Source organism: Rhizobium indicum, from assembly GCF_005862305.2.
Taxonomy (GTDB): domain Bacteria; phylum Pseudomonadota; class Alphaproteobacteria; order Rhizobiales; family Rhizobiaceae; genus Rhizobium; species Rhizobium indicum.
On sequence record NZ_CP054021.1, the window covers coordinates 2,480,454 to 2,495,010 of the forward strand.

Annotated in this window: 17 protein-coding genes; 16 read left to right on the forward strand and 1 reads right to left on the reverse strand. The window is 62.7% G+C overall.

Going from position 1 to position 14,557, the window contains the following annotated elements; genetic code table 11:
• Positions 1 to 2: 2 nt before the first annotated feature.
• Both dapB and FFM53_RS12395 read left to right on the forward strand, forming a co-directional pair.
• Positions 3 to 827, forward strand: coding sequence for a 4-hydroxy-tetrahydrodipicolinate reductase (gene dapB / locus FFM53_RS12390; RefSeq protein ID WP_138388489.1), 825 nt, complete (start codon positions 3 to 5; stop codon positions 825 to 827).
• 21 nt (positions 828 to 848) lie between these two features.
• Positions 849 to 1,484, forward strand: a complete 636-nt coding sequence (locus FFM53_RS12395) for a 2,3-bisphosphoglycerate-dependent phosphoglycerate mutase (protein ID WP_138388490.1) — start codon at positions 849 to 851, stop codon at positions 1,482 to 1,484.
• A 39-nt stretch (positions 1,485 to 1,523) separates the two neighbouring features.
• On the opposite strand, the gene phnF is transcribed toward FFM53_RS12395, so the two are convergent.
• Positions 1,524 to 2,261, reverse strand: coding sequence for a phosphonate metabolism transcriptional regulator PhnF (phnF, locus tag FFM53_RS12400; protein WP_138388491.1), 738 nt, complete (start codon positions 2,259 to 2,261; stop codon positions 1,524 to 1,526).
• A gap of 117 nt (positions 2,262 to 2,378) precedes the next feature.
• On the opposite strand from phnF, the gene phnG reads away from it, so the two are divergent.
• The 14 genes from phnG to phnN all read left to right on the forward strand — a co-directional run bounded on the left by phnG (position 2,379) and on the right by phnN (position 14,548).
• A complete protein-coding gene (gene phnG, locus FFM53_RS12405; RefSeq protein ID WP_003544420.1) occupies positions 2,379 to 2,855 on the forward strand; it encodes a phosphonate C-P lyase system protein PhnG in 477 nt (158 codons plus the stop codon).
• Entirely contained in the window at positions 2,855 to 3,463 is a 609-nt protein-coding gene (gene phnH / locus FFM53_RS12410) for a phosphonate C-P lyase system protein PhnH (RefSeq protein ID WP_138388492.1), read from the forward strand. Before phnG ends, phnH begins: the two co-directional genes overlap by 1 nt.
• A gap of 4 nt (positions 3,464 to 3,467) precedes the next feature.
• Entirely contained in the window at positions 3,468 to 4,574 is a 1,107-nt protein-coding gene (locus tag FFM53_RS12415; RefSeq protein ID WP_138388493.1) for a carbon-phosphorus lyase complex subunit, read from the forward strand.
• The gene (locus FFM53_RS12420; protein WP_003544415.1) at positions 4,571 to 5,446 is read left to right on the forward strand and encodes an alpha-D-ribose 1-methylphosphonate 5-phosphate C-P-lyase PhnJ; all 876 of its coding nucleotides are present in this window, start codon (positions 4,571 to 4,573) and stop codon (positions 5,444 to 5,446) included. Before FFM53_RS12415 ends, FFM53_RS12420 begins: the two co-directional genes overlap by 4 nt.
• Positions 5,443 to 6,219, forward strand: a complete 777-nt coding sequence (gene phnK / locus FFM53_RS12425; RefSeq protein ID WP_003544413.1) for a phosphonate C-P lyase system protein PhnK — start codon at positions 5,443 to 5,445, stop codon at positions 6,217 to 6,219. Before FFM53_RS12420 ends, phnK begins: the two co-directional genes overlap by 4 nt.
• 97 nt (positions 6,220 to 6,316) lie before the next feature.
• Positions 6,317 to 7,024, forward strand: coding sequence for a phosphonate C-P lyase system protein PhnL (gene phnL / locus FFM53_RS12430; RefSeq protein ID WP_138388494.1), 708 nt, complete (start codon positions 6,317 to 6,319; stop codon positions 7,022 to 7,024).
• On the forward strand, positions 7,021 to 7,638 hold the full coding sequence (locus FFM53_RS12435) for a DapH/DapD/GlmU-related protein (RefSeq protein WP_138388495.1): 618 nt from the start codon (positions 7,021 to 7,023) through the stop codon (positions 7,636 to 7,638). Before phnL ends, FFM53_RS12435 begins: the two co-directional genes overlap by 4 nt.
• Before the next feature lie 118 nt (positions 7,639 to 7,756).
• Positions 7,757 to 8,599, forward strand: coding sequence for a phosphonate ABC transporter ATP-binding protein (phnC, locus tag FFM53_RS12440; protein WP_138388496.1), 843 nt, complete (start codon positions 7,757 to 7,759; stop codon positions 8,597 to 8,599).
• A 73-nt stretch (positions 8,600 to 8,672) separates the two neighbouring features.
• The gene (phnD, locus tag FFM53_RS12445) at positions 8,673 to 9,584 is read left to right on the forward strand and encodes a phosphonate ABC transporter substrate-binding protein (protein ID WP_138332115.1); all 912 of its coding nucleotides are present in this window, start codon (positions 8,673 to 8,675) and stop codon (positions 9,582 to 9,584) included.
• Positions 9,585 to 9,653: 69 nt separating this feature from the next.
• Positions 9,654 to 10,634, forward strand: a complete 981-nt coding sequence (gene phnE / locus FFM53_RS12450; protein WP_138388497.1) for a phosphonate ABC transporter, permease protein PhnE — start codon at positions 9,654 to 9,656, stop codon at positions 10,632 to 10,634.
• Positions 10,634 to 11,986, forward strand: a complete 1,353-nt coding sequence (phnE, locus tag FFM53_RS12455; protein WP_138388498.1) for a phosphonate ABC transporter, permease protein PhnE — start codon at positions 10,634 to 10,636, stop codon at positions 11,984 to 11,986. The genes phnE (FFM53_RS12450) and phnE (FFM53_RS12455) overlap by 1 nt, the downstream gene beginning before the upstream one ends.
• Before the next feature lie 120 nt (positions 11,987 to 12,106).
• Positions 12,107 to 12,802 (forward strand): DUF1045 domain-containing protein, encoded by a 696-nt coding sequence (locus tag FFM53_RS12460; protein ID WP_138388499.1) that lies wholly within the window; start codon positions 12,107 to 12,109, stop codon positions 12,800 to 12,802.
• A gap of 13 nt (positions 12,803 to 12,815) precedes the next feature.
• Positions 12,816 to 13,955, forward strand: coding sequence for an alpha-D-ribose 1-methylphosphonate 5-triphosphate diphosphatase (locus tag FFM53_RS12465; protein ID WP_138388500.1), 1,140 nt, complete (start codon positions 12,816 to 12,818; stop codon positions 13,953 to 13,955).
• Positions 13,952 to 14,548: a phosphonate metabolism protein/1,5-bisphosphokinase (PRPP-forming) PhnN gene (gene phnN, locus FFM53_RS12470; RefSeq protein ID WP_138332111.1), complete on the forward strand. Its 597-nt coding sequence runs from the start codon at positions 13,952 to 13,954 to the stop codon at positions 14,546 to 14,548. Before FFM53_RS12465 ends, phnN begins: the two co-directional genes overlap by 4 nt.
• The last annotated feature ends 9 nt before the right edge of the window (positions 14,549 to 14,557 follow it).

Here is a 14,557-nt window from a genome sequence, read left to right on the forward strand (position 1 = left end):
AGATGAGCGATGCTGCGATGAAACTGGTGGTGGTTGGCGCAGCAGGACGCATGGGGCAGACGCTGATCCGGCTCATCCATTCGATCGAGGGCGTGAACCTGCATGCCGCGGTCGAGCGCGCCGGCTCGCCCTTCGTCGGCAAGGATGCCGGCGAAATCGCCGGTCTCGGCCCGACCGGTGTCATCATCGGCGACGATCCGCTCAACGCCTTTCTCGATGCCGAAGGCGTGCTCGACTTCACCTCGCCTGCCGCAACGGTGGAATTCTCAGGCCTCGCCGCGCAGGCCCGCATTGTCCATGTCGTCGGCACGACGGGCTGTTTACCCGACGACAATACCAAGATCGCGGCGGCGGCCCGCCATGCCCGCATCGTCAAGTCGGGCAATATGAGCCTCGGGGTCAATCTGCTCAGCGTGCTCGCAGAGCAGGCAGCGCGTGCGCTCGATCCTGATGACTGGGATATCGAGATCCTGGAAATGCACCACAAGCACAAGGTGGATGCGCCTTCCGGCACTGCTCTTCTCATCGGCGAGGCTGCGGCAAAGGGGCGTGGCATCGATCTTGCCTCGCAATCGGTCCGAGTGCGCGACGGCCATACCGGCGCCCGCGAAGCGGGCACCATCGGCTTTGCGACGCTGCGCGGCGGCTCGGTCATCGGCGAGCATTCCGTGCTTTTTGCCGGCGAGGGTGAAGTCGTCACCCTGTCGCACAGTGCGGCCGATCGCTCGATCTTCGCGCGCGGCGCCATCAAGGCGGCGCTTTGGGCGCGCGACGAGAAGCCGGGTCTCTATTCCATGCTCGATGTGCTCGGGCTCACTTCCTCATAACGATACTACGGAGGCATATTCATGAGCGGTACCCTCGTCCTCGTTCGCCACGGCCAGAGTGACTGGAACCTGAAGAATCTCTTCACCGGCTGGAAGGATCCCGATCTGACCGATCTCGGCGTCCAGGAAGCCAATGCAGGCGGGGCGGCGCTCGCCGAATACGGGATCAAATTCGACGTCGCGTACACCTCGGTTCTGGTGCGTGCGCAGCACACGCTGAAGCTCATCCTCGACAAGGTCGGCCAGCCCGATCTCCTGACCATCCGCGACCAGGCACTGAACGAGCGCGACTACGGCGACCTCTCCGGCCTCAACAAGGACGATGCACGCGCCAAATGGGGCGAGGAGCAGGTGCATATCTGGCGCCGCTCCTATGACGTGCCGCCTCCCGGCGGTGAAAGCCTGCGCGACACCGGCGCCCGCGTCTGGCCCTACTACCTCACCGAGATCCTGCCGCGCGTGCTCAGGGGCGAGAAGGTGCTGGTTGCCGCACACGGCAATTCGCTGCGCTCGCTGGTGATGGTGCTCGACAAGCTGAGCAAAGAAGGCGTGCTCGCCCTCAACCTCGCGACCGGCGTGCCGATGGTCTACAAGCTGAAGGCGGATTCCACCGTCGCTTCCAAGGAAGTGCTCGGCGACATGTCGGGCGCGCATTGATCTCAGCTGATCTTTCCCCGCTTCGGCGGGGAAAGGCGCTCAGTTCTCGATGGTGAACTGGACCCGGTCGGCCGCGAAGCGGCTGATCGAATATTGCACCGGCACACCCTCAAGATCGGTATTCATCGCCTTGGCGATCAGCAGGATCGCGCCGGGGGTGAGTTCGAGGTCCGCCATATCGGCTGCACTCGCATGGGCTGCCGTTACCTCGGTCGTCGCCCGGACGTAGTCCGGCAGGCCGAGTTCGGCGAAAGCCTTGGTGATCGATTCCTCCGTCCGGTAAGCCTCACCGATACCGGCAAAGCGCTTGGCGGGAAACCAGCTCGTCGCCCTTGAAACCGGCCGCTTGTCTGCCTGGCGCAATGTTTCCAGGCGGATCACCTGTTCTCCTTGTTTAAGGCCCAGCCAGCGGGCGATCTCGGCACTCGCCTCCTCCTTCGCCTCATCGAGCAGAAGGCCGCGCATTTCACGCGCCTGATCGCCGATGCCGGCGGTGAAACGCGTGCGCCTGGTGATCGGGAAATTCAGCCGCTCCTTGCGCTCGATCAGCGTGCCGCGACCTTGTACCGCACGGACGATACCTTCCTGCGCCAGCGCCGCCAGCGCGCTGCGCACCGTATGCCGGTTGACGCCGAATTGCAGCGCCAACATGGTTTCCGGCGGCACCATTCCCGTTTCGTCATAGGCTCCGTTGCTGATCGCCTCGCGAATCCGATCGGCGATCTGGCGCCAGAGCGCCACGCCGGTCTGCCTTTGCACCTGCTTCAATCCCGCCATTCCACCCCTGCCCGCCCATTTAACTCACGATGTCACACGCTTGTCACGACATCGATTTAGAGCTAAATGTATCTTGTATGGTTGTCTATATCAATAGACATTTTAAGGGAAGCGGCGATGATATCAGCGGACAGGACAGACGCTGCGTCACAGACGGCATCCGGGCGTAAACGCGCCGCCGATCTGCTGGCGCGTGCGGAACGCAGCGAACTCTCAGCGGCCTTCGATGCGCTGCCGGAAAAGCCTGTGGCCCATCAGGTGCGCGGACCGGAAACCGGGCTGGTGATGGTGCGCGGACGCATCGGCGGCGGCGGCGCTCCCTTCAATCTCGGCGAAGTGACCGTGACGCGGGCGACGGTCCGGCTCGACACCGGCTCGATTGGTCATGCACAGGCGCTCGGCACCGACCGCGAAAAGGCCAGGCTTGCGGCGATCTTCGACGCACTCTGGCAGGAGGATGCGACGAAGGACTTCGTCGAACAGGCCCTGCTTTTACCGATCACTGAGCGGATCGCCGATGCCCAGCGCCGCAAGGCGGACGAGACGGCGGCAACCCGCGTCGATTTCTTCACCATGGTGCGGGGAGACAACTGATGGGCCTCAAGACAGAAGCTCTGACCGGCGGCTTTGCCGAGCCGGTCTTCCATTCCCAAAGCGTGTTCAAGATGCTGATGGACGGTATGGCCTGCCCCGGCACGATCCAGACGGTTCAGCCCGACGTCGCTCCGCCGGCACCGCTCGGCATCGCCGCCGGCACGATCGCGCTGACGCTTTGCGACCACGACACACCCGTCTGGCTTTCCCAGGGACTGGCGAGATCCGCCGTGCCGGAGTGGTTCGGCTTCCATACCGGCGCGCCGTTGACCACCGAAAAGGCCGAAGCGCGCTTTGCCTTCACCGAAGCCGGCACCGCACTTTCCTCCTTCGGCCTCTTTGCATCAGGCACGCAGGAATATCCCGACCGCTCGACGACCCTCATCATCGAACTCGCCGAACTCGAAGGCGGCCGCAGGCTGGCGCTGATGGGTCCCGGCATCCAGAGCGTGGCGGAGATCGCGCCTATCGGCCTGCCGGAGACCTTCCTGCGGCTCTGGACCGAGAACCGCGCGCTCTTTCCGCGCGGCGTCGACATCGTGCTGACGGCGGGCAAGCGTTTCCTCTGCCTGCCGCGCACCACCAAGATCACAGCAACGGAGATCTGAGCTCATGTATGTTGCCGTCAAGGGTGGCGAGGCCGCCATTGCCAATGCCCACCGCCTGCTCGCCGACCGCCGCCGCGGCGACCGTTCGCTGCCGGCGATCGGTATCGAACAGATCGTGGCGCAGCTGGCGCTCGCCGTCGACCGCGTCATGGCCGAGGCCTCGCTTTTCGACCGCACGCTCGCAGCCCTTGCCATCCGCCAATCGCGGGGCGACATGATCGAGGCGATCTTCCTGCTGCGCGCCTACCGCACGACGCTGCCGCGTTTCGGCTATTCGAAGCCGCTCGACACAGCTGATATGACGATCGAACGCCGCATCTCGGCGACCTACAAGGATCTGCCGGGCGGCCAGCTGCTCGGCCCGACCTTCGACTATACCCACCGGCTGCTCGATCCCTCGCTGCTTTCGGACGAGGCGGTAGAGATGCCCGCTCAGCGCACAGCCGAGACCGGCCGCGTCATGCGCGTCTCCGAAATCCTCGGCGAAGAGGGCCTGATCGAGGCCGACGGCGACATGCCGGAAGATCACGAAATCGGCGACCTGACCCGCGAGCCGATGGAATTCCCGATGACCCGGGATCTGCGCCTGCAGGCGCTTGCCCGTGGCGACGAGGGCTTCCTGCTGGCACTCGGTTATTCCACCCAGCGCGGCTATGGCCGCAACCATCCCTTCACCGGCGAAATCCGCATCGGCGACGTCGAGGTGGAATTCGACGTGCCGGAACTCGGTTTCGCCGTGTCGCTCGGCACCATCCAGATCACCGAATGCCAGATGGTCAACCAGTTCAAGGGTTCGGCCAAGGCGCCGCCGCAATTTACCCGCGGCTACGGCCTCGTCTTCGGCCAGAGTGAGCGCAAGGCGATGGCGATGTCGCTGGTCGACCGGGCGCTTCGAGCCGAAGAGCTCGGCGAGGATATCACCGCGCCGGCACAGGACGAGGAATTCGTCATCTCGCACTCCGACAACGTCCAGGCGACGGGCTTCGTCGAGCACCTGAAGCTTCCGCATTATGTGGACTTCCAGGCCGAACTCGATCTCGTCCGCCGCATGCGCCGCGAATTCGAAGCCGCCCGCAACGGTGGCGAAGACATGAAGGAAGCCGCCGAATGACCGATCTGGCCAGCTACAACTTCGCCTATCTCGACGAACAGACCAAGCGGATGATCCGCCGGGCGATCCTGAAGGCAATCGCCATTCCCGGCTATCAGGTGCCCTTCGCCTCACGCGAAATGCCGATGCCCTATGGCTGGGGCACCGGCGGGGTGCAGGTGACGGCCTCGATCATCGGACCTGATGACGTGCTGAAGGTTATCGACCAGGGCGCCGACGACACGACCAACGCCGTTTCGATCCGCGCCTTCTTCCAGAAGGTCGCCAATGTCGCGGTGACGACGCATACCAAGGATGCGACGATCATCCAGACGCGCCACCGCATTCCCGAAGAAAAGCTCGGGGTCGGGCAGGTGCTCGTCTACCAGGTGCCGATCCCCGAGCCGCTGCGCTTCCTCGAGCCGCGCGAGACCGAGACCCGCAAGATGCATGCGCTCGAAGAATACGGCCTCATGCATGTGAAGCTCTACGAGGACATCGCCCATAACGGCCGCATCTCGCGGACTTACGCCTATCCGGTGAAGGTCCATGGCCGCTATGTCATGGACCCGTCGCCGACGCCGAAATTCGACAATCCGAAGATGCATATGTCGGACGCGCTGCAGCTCTTCGGCGCCGGACGCGAAAAGCGCATCTATGCGGTGCCGCCCTATACCGACGTCGTCAGCCTGGATTTCGAGGATTACCCCTTCGATATCCAGCGCTTCGATAAACCCTGCGCCCTTTGCGGCGCCGAGGACGTCTATCTCGACGAAGTGGTTCTCGACGACAAGGGCGGGCGCATGTTCGTCTGCTCCGACACCGATCATTGCGAAGACCGCCGCGCGCACGGACATGCCGGCGAGATGCTGGCCCGGGAGGCTGCAGAATGAGCGATACCCCGCTTCTCAAAGTCCATGACGTTTCGAAATTCTACGGCAACCGCATCGGCTGCCGCGACGTCTCCTTCGAGCTCTGGCCCGGCGAAGTGCTCGCCATCGTCGGTGAATCCGGCTCCGGCAAGACGACGCTGCTCAACTGCCTCTCCACCCGGCTGTTGCCGAGCACCGGCAGCGTCGAATATCACATGCGCGACGGCAGCTACCGCGACCTCTATCGTATGAACGAGGCCGAGCGGCGTTTCCTGATGCGCACCGATTGGGGCTTCGTGCATCAGAACCCTGCCGACGGCCTGCGCATGACCGTCTCTGCCGGCGCCAATGTCGGCGAACGGCTGATGGCGATCGGCGATCGGCACTATGGCAAGATCCGCGCTTCGGCGATCGACTGGCTGGAGCGCGTCGAGATCGACGCCGACCGCATTGACGACCAGCCCCGCGCCTTTTCCGGCGGCATGCGCCAGCGATTGCAGATCGCCCGCAACCTCGTCACCGGCCCACGGCTCGTCTTCATGGACGAGCCGACCGGCGGCCTCGACGTCTCGGTTCAGGCGCGCCTGCTCGATCTCGTGCGTGGCCTCGTCAACGATCTCGGTCTCTCGGCCATCATCGTCACCCACGATCTTGCCGTCGCCCGCCTTCTCTCGCATCGGATGATGGTGATGAAGGACGGCTACGTCATCGAACACGGGCTCACCGACCGCGTGCTCGATGACCCGCGCGAACCCTATACGCAGCTGCTCGTCTCCTCGATCCTGCAGGTCTGAAGGAAGCGCAGAACCGCCCTAACCTTTTGTTTTTACGCAATTCCGGACGGAAAACCGCTTCACACTTTTCCTGGAATTGCCCTAGAAAGAAGAAATCATGGCAACGCCTCTCGTCGTTTCCGAAGTCTCGAAGAGCTTCACCATGCATCTGCGCGACGGCATCAAGCTACCCGTCGTCTCCGATGTCGCCTTCTCCGTCGCATCGGGCCAATGCGTCGTGCTCGGTGGCCCATCGGGCATCGGCAAGAGCTCGCTGCTCAAGATGATCTACGGCAATTATGCCGTCGACACCGGCCAGATCCTCATTCGCCACGACGGACGCATCGTCGATCTCGCCTCCACCGATCCGCGCACCGTGCTCAACGTCCGCCGCAATACACTCGGTTATGTCAGCCAGTTCCTGCGCACCGTGCCGCGCGTCGCGGCGATCGACGTGGTTGCCGAACCGCTGGTGGCACGCGGCGAGGACGCCGTCACGGCACGGGAAAAGGCGGGCGCCCTGCTTGCCAGGCTCAATCTGCCGGAAACGCTCTGGCAGCTTCCGCCCGCAACCTTCTCTGGCGGCGAGCAGCAACGCGTCAATATCGCGCGCGGCTTCATCACCGAGCACACGATCCTGCTTCTTGACGAGCCCACGGCCTCGCTCGATGCCAGGAACCGTGCCGTCGTCGTCGGCATGATCGCGGAAAAGAAGAAGGCGGGTGTGGCCCTTCTCGGCATCTTCCACGACGAAGAAGTGCGCGAAGCCGTCGCCGACCGCATCCTCGACGTCCAGCAGTTCTCACCCAGAAAGATCGCTGCATGAGCCGCAAGCTGGGTATCGAGCCCTATTTTCATGAAACGGCAACCGTCAGCGAATCCACCTTCGGGCGCTATACGGAGGTCTCGGAACGCTGCCGCATCAGCGAGGCCAGCTTCGGCGACTATTCCTACATCATGCAGGATGGCTCCGTCTGGTGTGCGACGATCGGCAAGTTCGTCAATATCGCCGCCGCCGTGCGCATCAACGCCACCAACCATCCGACCTGGCGCGCGACACTGCATCATTTCACCTATCGCGCCGCCGACTACTGGCCGGACGGCGACGTGGAAACGGACTTCTTCGCCTGGCGGCGCGCAAACCGCGTGACGATCGGCAACGACGTCTGGATCGGCCACGGGGCGACCATTCTGCCGGGCGTCAACATTGGCAACGGCGCGGTGATCGGAGCCGGCGCCGTAGTCTCGAAGGACGTCGCGCCCTATACGATCGTTGGCGGCGTACCGGCCAAACTCATTCGCGAGCGCTTTCCAAGAGAGGTCGGCGAACGGATGGACAGGCTTTCGTGGTGGGACTGGGAGCATGACCGGCTGCGCCAGGCGCTCGAGGATTTTCGCAACCTGGACGCGGAAGATTTCCTGTCCCGCTACGGCGGTTAAAACCCCCGATATAGGGGCGAAGAATTGTGACAGGACTTACACAAATATGACATGCGAGGTTCATCAAGCGAGACTAATGCGATGCTGATCAAGGCCTGGATCGCAAGGGAAGAGCATGATGTTCGAGCTGAAGAATGTCACACGTCGTTTCGGAAAAAAGCTCGCTGTCGATTCCGTCACGCTTGCCATTCCCCAGGGCCAGATGGTCGGCATCATCGGGCGCTCCGGCGCCGGCAAGTCGACGCTGCTGCGCATGATCAACCGCCTTCAGGAGCCGAGCTCCGGCTCCGTTCATTTCGCCGGTGTCGAGGTCTCCGGGCTTCGCGGCCAGGCGTTGCGCAACTGGCAGCGCGACTGCGCGATGATCTTCCAGCAGTTCAACCTGGTGCCGCGCCTCGACGTTCTCACCAATGTCATGCTCGGCCGCCTCAACCACCGCTCGACGCTTCTGAGCCTGCTCAACATCTTCACCCGCGAGGAACGCGTACATGCCATCGCAGCACTCGAACGTCTCGGCATCGAGCAGACGGCGCTGCAGGCAGCCGGCACGCTTTCCGGTGGCCAGCAGCAGCGCGTGGCGATCGCCCGGGCGCTGATGCAGAACCCGAAAATGGTTCTCGCCGACGAGCCGATCGCCTCGCTCGATCCGCTGAACGCCAAGATCGTCATGGATGCGCTGCGCGATATCAACGAGCGCGAGGGCATCACCGTCATCACCAACCTTCACACGCTCGACACCGCCCGCAACTATTGTGAGCGCATCGTCGGCATGGCCGGCGGCCGCGTCGTCTTCGACGGCCAGCCCTCGGAGCTGACCGCCGAAGCGGTGAAGGAAATCTACGGGACCGACAAGGACGGCGCCGGCATCGACGAAACGCTCACCTCGACCAGCCTCGAATCCAAACGCCGCGCCGAGGATGTCTCATCCGGCAGGGTGGCCAAAGCAGCCGCCGTGCACTGACCCGTTTCCGGCCGACGGGACAACGGTCGGAAAAATAACTGACAAACAAACCATGTCACAAAAGGAGACTTCCATGTCTGCATTCCGCAAGATCCTGATGGCAACCATCGCCGTCGCCGCCCTCGCCGGCAATGCTGCTGCCCAGGACGTCAAGGTCCTCCGCATCGGTCTCGATGGCGGTGAAAACGAAGCCGACCAGGTTCGCCGCACCGAGTGCGTCAAGCCGGGCCTGATCGCTGCCACCGGCGTTTCCGAAGTTCAGCTCTTCCCATCGCCGAATTACAACGGCGTCATCCAGGGCCTCCTTGGCGGCACGATCGACCTCGCCGTCATGGGCGCCGCCTCTTACGCCGCGATCTATATCAAGGATCCAAACGCCGTCACCCCGGTTCTGACCACCAAGCAGGCCGACGGTTCGACCGGTTATTACTCGATCATGGTTGCCCGCAAGGATTCCGGCATCAAGACGCTCGCCGACGCCAAGGGCAAGAAGCTCGGCTTCGCTGATCCGGACTCTACCTCCGGCTACCTTGTTCCTAACGTTGCCCTTCCGAAGGACACCGGCGCTCCAGTCAAGCAGTACTTCTCTGAAACCGGCTTCGGCGGCGGCCACGAGAACCTCGTTCTCGGCGTTCTCGACAAAAAGTTCGACGTCGGTACCACCTTCGGTTCCGGTCAGGGCGACTGGGCGCAGGGCTACTCCTCCGGCAACCTGCACCAGATGGTCACCAAGGGCTTGCTCGACATGGACGATATCGTCGAAGTCTGGAAGTCGCCGCTCATCCCGAACGGTCCGCTGATGGTTTCCCAGAAGCTGCCGGCCGACCTCCAGAAGAAGGTTACCACCTACTTCGCCGAACTGCCGAAGACAGACAAGAGCTGCTTCGAATCGTTCACGGGCGGCGGCTACGTTGACTGGGCGCCGGTCGACCAGAGCTTCTACCAGACGATCATCGACGCCCGTAAGGCCGTTATCGGCGGCTGATCCTCAGTCTGAACAGTCTTGCGGCGGCATCATGATGATGCCGCCGTTTTTTCAAGAAGGAAGCCACATATGGCGCACTCGGCCGGCGCGGACTCTCTGAGTGAATTGCAGGAGGGCTCCCGCACCATCCTCGATCATTATCAGAGCCAGGTTCGAACGCGGCGGATCTATACCGTCGTTTCAATCGTGGTCTTCCTGATCATCCTCGGCGCCTCGCTCGACTTCGCCAACAGTGCCAATTCGGGCAAGTTCTTCGAGCGCCTTCCCTATTTCTTCGACTTCATGAAGAGCTTCGTGCCGGACAGTCCGCTGGAGATCTTCCGCGCCATGTTCGACCTGCCGTCGCCCTTCTCCGACGGTTCGATCAAATACGACTATACAAGCGACCGCGTCTGGATCACCGATAGTTTCTACATCCCGAATTTCTTCTACCAGCTCGCGATCACGCTCAACATCGCCATCGTCTCCACCATTCTCGGTGCGAGCGGCGCGTTCTTGCTCTGCTTTTTCGCTTCCACCAATCTGGTCGGTGCTGGCGTGACGCGCTGGGTCGTGCGGCGCATCATGGAAATCATGCGCGCCTTCCCGGAAATCGTCGTCGCCGGTCTTCTCGCCGCGATCCTGTCGATCGGTCCGATTTCGGCGATCATCGCGGTATGGGTCCATACTGTCGGCGCACTTGGGAAGCTGTTCTTCGAAGTCGTCGAGAATGCCGACATGAAGCCGGATGAAGGCCTGCGCGCCGCCGGTGCCGGCTGGCTGGAGCGCGTGCGCTTCGCGATCCTGCCGCAGGTGTTGCCGAACTTCGTCTCCTACACGCTGCTGCGGACTGAGATCAACGTGCGCGCCTCGACTATTATCGGCGCCGTCGGCGGCGGCGGCATAGGCGAGGTCTTCAGCCTGTCGATCGGACGCGACCATGCTGCCAAGACCTATGCGATCATCATCCTGCTGCTGATCACCGTCATTTGCGTCGACCAATTCTCTGCCTGGCTGCGCCGCCGGCTGATCGGCAAGCAGTCCCTCGAATTCGGACAGGGAGCAGCCTGATGTCCTCTGTTCCGACCATCAACGCCGCCGAGCGCGAACGACTGCTTTCCGCCTATCCGGACGTCTTCCATCGCAGCTTCATGCAGCGCTGGGGTCTGCTCCTCATTTCAGCAGCGGTCTTCGTTTACCTTGCCTTCTGCTTCGCCTTCTTCAACGTCATCCCCACCTTCGTGAACGGCAACTGGGACCGCGCGGCGATCTATGTCCAGGACTGGTATTCCTGGCGCGCCCAGCCGCGCCTGCGTTTCCAGAACGACCAGGTCGTCCCCCAATGGACGAGCCGCCGCCAGTATCCCGAGGGCGCCGATATCAACTGGCTGAAGCCCAATGCCGACAGCAGCCGATACACCGTCACCTTCGGCAGCGCCGGCAACCGCATGGAAGTGACGCCGAGCCGAGTCGACGTCTATATCGACGGCAAACTCTATCCCGTGACCATCACCCGCGATCGTGCCTCCCTGCCGTCCGATGCACCTGCCCAGATGGAGCAAGACGACAACAAGGTGAACGTCTATTACGGCTTCGCGGGACAGGCGGAAATCCGTACCAACCAGGTCTATGTCCAGCGCCGCTTCCTCGGCTGGGCAAACTTCTTCTTCGATACGCATTCGCCCTTCTGGGGCCGCAGCCTGCCTGAGGTCGTCGGCCTGATGTTCTCCGGCGAACGACTCGATCCGAACCAGTCCAATGCCTCGCTGGCGTTGGACAACTTCCTGAACAATGCAAGCTGGCAGCATGGCGACATCCTGTCGAAGTTGATGCAGACGCTGGTCATGGCCTTTGTCGGCACGCTGTTCGGCACGCTGGTCGCTTTCCCGCTTGCCTTCATCGCCGCGCGCAACATCACGCGCAGCCGCGCTGCGAACTGGGGCACAAAGCGGCTCTTTGATTTCCTGCGCTCGATCGACATGCTGATCTGGGCGTTGTTCTTCACCCGTGCATTCGGCCCAGGGCCGCTTCCAGGCATCGCGGCGATCTTCTTCACCGATACGGGCGCGCTCGGAAAGGTCTATGCCGAAGCGCTTGAGAACATCGACGACAAGCAGCGTGAGGGCGTGAGATCGGTCGGCGCGGCACCGGTGGCCGTCCAACGTTATGGCGTCATCCCTCAGGTCCTGCCGGTGTTCATCTCGCAATCGCTCTATTTCTGGGAATCGAATACCCGCTCGGCAACCGTAATCGGCGCCGTCGGTGCGGGCGGCATTGGCCTCAAGCTGCTCGAATCCATGAAGACCAATTCGGACTGGGACAAAGTCGCCTATATGGTCCTGCTAATCCTCCTCGTGGTCTTCGCCTTCGACAACCTCTCGAATGCGCTGCGTTCGCGCGTGATGGGAAAAAAGGGCCACTGACGAACTGACGCCATCATCATTCTGTCACGGAAATCTTTTAGCCGGGAGCCTGCTTGCGGTTCGCCGCCAAATCACTGCACAGTGCGCTCCCCCGTTTGGACGATCCCCAGGATAAAAGCCTTGCGCTACGCTCTCTATTTCTCGCCGCCGAAGGATGATCCCCTGACCGGCGCGGCCTCGCTCTGGCTCGGCCGCAATGCTTTCACCGGCGAGACTTATCCTGCACCGGAATATGAGCAGCTGGGTGCTGCAGAACAGTTCGAGCTCACCGCCGACCCCCGCCGCTACGGCTTTCACGCCACGATCAAGGCACCGTTTTCGCTCGCCTCCTCCGTCACCGAGAAAGATCTCATGACCGTTGCCGAGGATTTTGCCCAGCGCACGCAAGCCTTCGAGATTCCTGAACTCGTGCTTGGGCAACTCGGCCGTTTTTTTGCCCTCGTTCCCGGTTCTCTTCATCAACCTCTTCAGGATTTCGCCGCGAAGGTGGTAAGGTCGTTCGAACCGTTCCGCGCAGCGCTTTCCGAAGCCGACATGGCGCGGCGCAACCCGGAGAAGCTCAGCGACAGCCAGCGCGCTCATCTGCAGCGCTGGGGTTATCCTTACGTCATGGAGGATTTCGGCTTTCACATGACGCTGAGCGGCCAGGTGCCCGAGACACGCGCCGAGGTGATGAAAGCGATCCTGACCGAGCGTTTTGCCGATTTCACCGGCCGGCCGCTTTTGATTTCCGGCCTTGCCGTCTTCATCGAGGAGACGCGCGGCGCCCCGTTCAAAGTTCATTCCTGGCTGCCGCTTGCCGGTGCCAAAAGCTGAAAGACCTGACGACATGAGCAAAGAGACCGTGTTTTCCAACGCCCGCATCGTTCTCGAGGACGACATCCTCTCGGGCTCGATCCTCATCCGCGATGGAAAGATCGCCGATATCTCCGAGGGTAACTCGGTAGCCGGCGAAGATTTTGAAGGCGACTACATCATTCCAGGCCTTGTCGAGCTGCACACCGATCATCTCGAAGGCCATTATCAGCCGCGTCCCGGCATCCGCTGGAACAAGACCGCCGCCATCCAGGCGCATGACGCCCAGATCGTCACATCAGGCATCACCACGGTGTTCGACTGCCTGCGCATGGGGGCGGACGAGGATGGCGGCTTCGAACATGGCGAGATGCGCGAGATGGCCGATGCCATTCAGTCGGCAGAGACGGAAGGCAGGCTGCGCGCCGAGCACCTCATCCACCTGCGCTGCGAGGTCTCGGCCGACAATGTGCTCGAACATTTCGCCGATTTCGAAAGCGACCGGCATGTGCGGCTCGTCTCGCTGATGGATCATGCACCCGGCCAACGGCAATTCCAGACGATGGATCAATATATCTTCTACTACCAGAAGAAGCGGGGCCTGAGCGACGAGGCTTTTGCCCGTTTCGTCGCCAAGCGCCAGGCAGAATCGGCGCGCAATTCGACGCCGCATCGCAACGCCATTGCCAAGGTCTGCGCCGAGCGCGGCATTACCGTGGCAAGCCATGACGATGCGACGCTCTCCCATGTCGACGAGGCGATCGACAACGGCGTGCGCCTGGCCGAATTCCCGACCAGCTTCGACGCCGCCCGGGCCTCGCACGGACATGGCATGAGCGTGCTGATGGGCGCGCCGAACATCGTGCGCGGCAAGTCGCATTCCGGCAATATCGCCGCCCGCGACCTTGCCGAGATGGGCGTGCTCGACGTGCTTTCCTCCGACTACGTACCGCTCAGCCTGCTGCATGCGCCCTTCATCCTCGCCGACGAGGTGGAGAGCATCAGCCTGCCGAAGGCGATCGCCATGGTGACGTCGACGCCCGCCCGTACCGTCAGCCTCGATGACCGCGGCCGGATCGCAACGGGGCTGCGCGCCGATCTTGTCCGCGTCCATCGTTCGCACGGCGTGCCGGTGACGCGCTCCGTCTGGCGCCAGGGACGCCGTGTCGCATGATGCCGCACGAACCCCACCCCGGAGCCGGAGCCGAGCGCGGCATCATGGTCGTCGTCGTCGGACCGAGCGGTGCCGGCAAGGACACGCTGATGAACCTCGCGGCCCGGCGTTTCAAGGGCCGCGACAATGTGCATTTCGTCCGCCGGGTCATCACCCGTCACCGTGACGCCGGCGGTGAAGACCATCTTTCCGTCTCCCTCGAAGGTTTTGCCTCCATGGAGCAGTCAGGCTCCTTCGCCGTCTGGTGGGAAGCGCACGGCCTGAAATACGGCATTCCGGCCGAGGTCTCGGTAGCGCTGTCGAGAGGCCATGTCGTCGTCGCCAACGGCTCGCGCTCCGCGCTTCACCGCTTCCAGGCCGCCTTCCCGCGGCTGAAAGTCATCAACGTCACCGCCCGCCCCGAAGTGCTCGCCGGTCGGCTGGAGGCGCGCGGACGCGAGACGCATGAAGATATCATGGCCCGGCTTGCCCGCGGACCGCTGACGGTGCGTGGCGAATACGACGTGGTGGAGCTCGACAATAGCGGCTCGCTCGAAGAGGCCGAGCAGAAGATGATCGAGATCCTCGACGGATTGCTGACCAAGGCGCCCTGAACAGATCGA

Bases quoted from the DNA above. Each gene is read 5' to 3' on its own strand.
- phnC (WP_138388496.1), top strand. From the start codon at position 7,757: ATGTTCGAGCTGAAGAATGTCACACGTCGTTTCGGAAAAAAGCTCGCT.
- phnD (WP_138332115.1), top strand. From the start codon at position 8,673: ATGTCTGCATTCCGCAAGATCCTGATGGCAACCATCGCCGTCGCCGCC.
- FFM53_RS12420 (WP_003544415.1), top strand. From the start codon at position 4,571: ATGACCGATCTGGCCAGCTACAACTTCGCCTATCTCGACGAACAGACC.
- phnG (WP_003544420.1), top strand. From the start codon at position 2,379: ATGATATCAGCGGACAGGACAGACGCTGCGTCACAGACGGCATCCGGG.
- FFM53_RS12395 (WP_138388490.1), top strand. From the start codon at position 849: ATGAGCGGTACCCTCGTCCTCGTTCGCCACGGCCAGAGTGACTGGAAC.
- FFM53_RS12465 (WP_138388500.1), top strand. From the start codon at position 12,816: ATGAGCAAAGAGACCGTGTTTTCCAACGCCCGCATCGTTCTCGAGGAC.
- phnN (WP_138332111.1), top strand. From the start codon at position 13,952: ATGATGCCGCACGAACCCCACCCCGGAGCCGGAGCCGAGCGCGGCATC.
- phnF (WP_138388491.1), bottom strand. From the start codon at position 2,261: ATGGCGGGATTGAAGCAGGTGCAAAGGCAGACCGGCGTGGCGCTCTGG.
- phnE (WP_138388497.1), top strand. From the start codon at position 9,654: ATGGCGCACTCGGCCGGCGCGGACTCTCTGAGTGAATTGCAGGAGGGC.
- FFM53_RS12435 (WP_138388495.1), top strand. From the start codon at position 7,021: ATGAGCCGCAAGCTGGGTATCGAGCCCTATTTTCATGAAACGGCAACC.
- phnE (WP_138388498.1), top strand. From the start codon at position 10,634: ATGTCCTCTGTTCCGACCATCAACGCCGCCGAGCGCGAACGACTGCTT.
- FFM53_RS12415 (WP_138388493.1), top strand. From the start codon at position 3,468: ATGTATGTTGCCGTCAAGGGTGGCGAGGCCGCCATTGCCAATGCCCAC.
- phnH (WP_138388492.1), top strand. From the start codon at position 2,855: ATGGGCCTCAAGACAGAAGCTCTGACCGGCGGCTTTGCCGAGCCGGTC.
- dapB (WP_138388489.1), top strand. From the start codon at position 3: ATGAGCGATGCTGCGATGAAACTGGTGGTGGTTGGCGCAGCAGGACGC.
- phnL (WP_138388494.1), top strand. From the start codon at position 6,317: ATGGCAACGCCTCTCGTCGTTTCCGAAGTCTCGAAGAGCTTCACCATG.
- phnK (WP_003544413.1), top strand. From the start codon at position 5,443: ATGAGCGATACCCCGCTTCTCAAAGTCCATGACGTTTCGAAATTCTAC.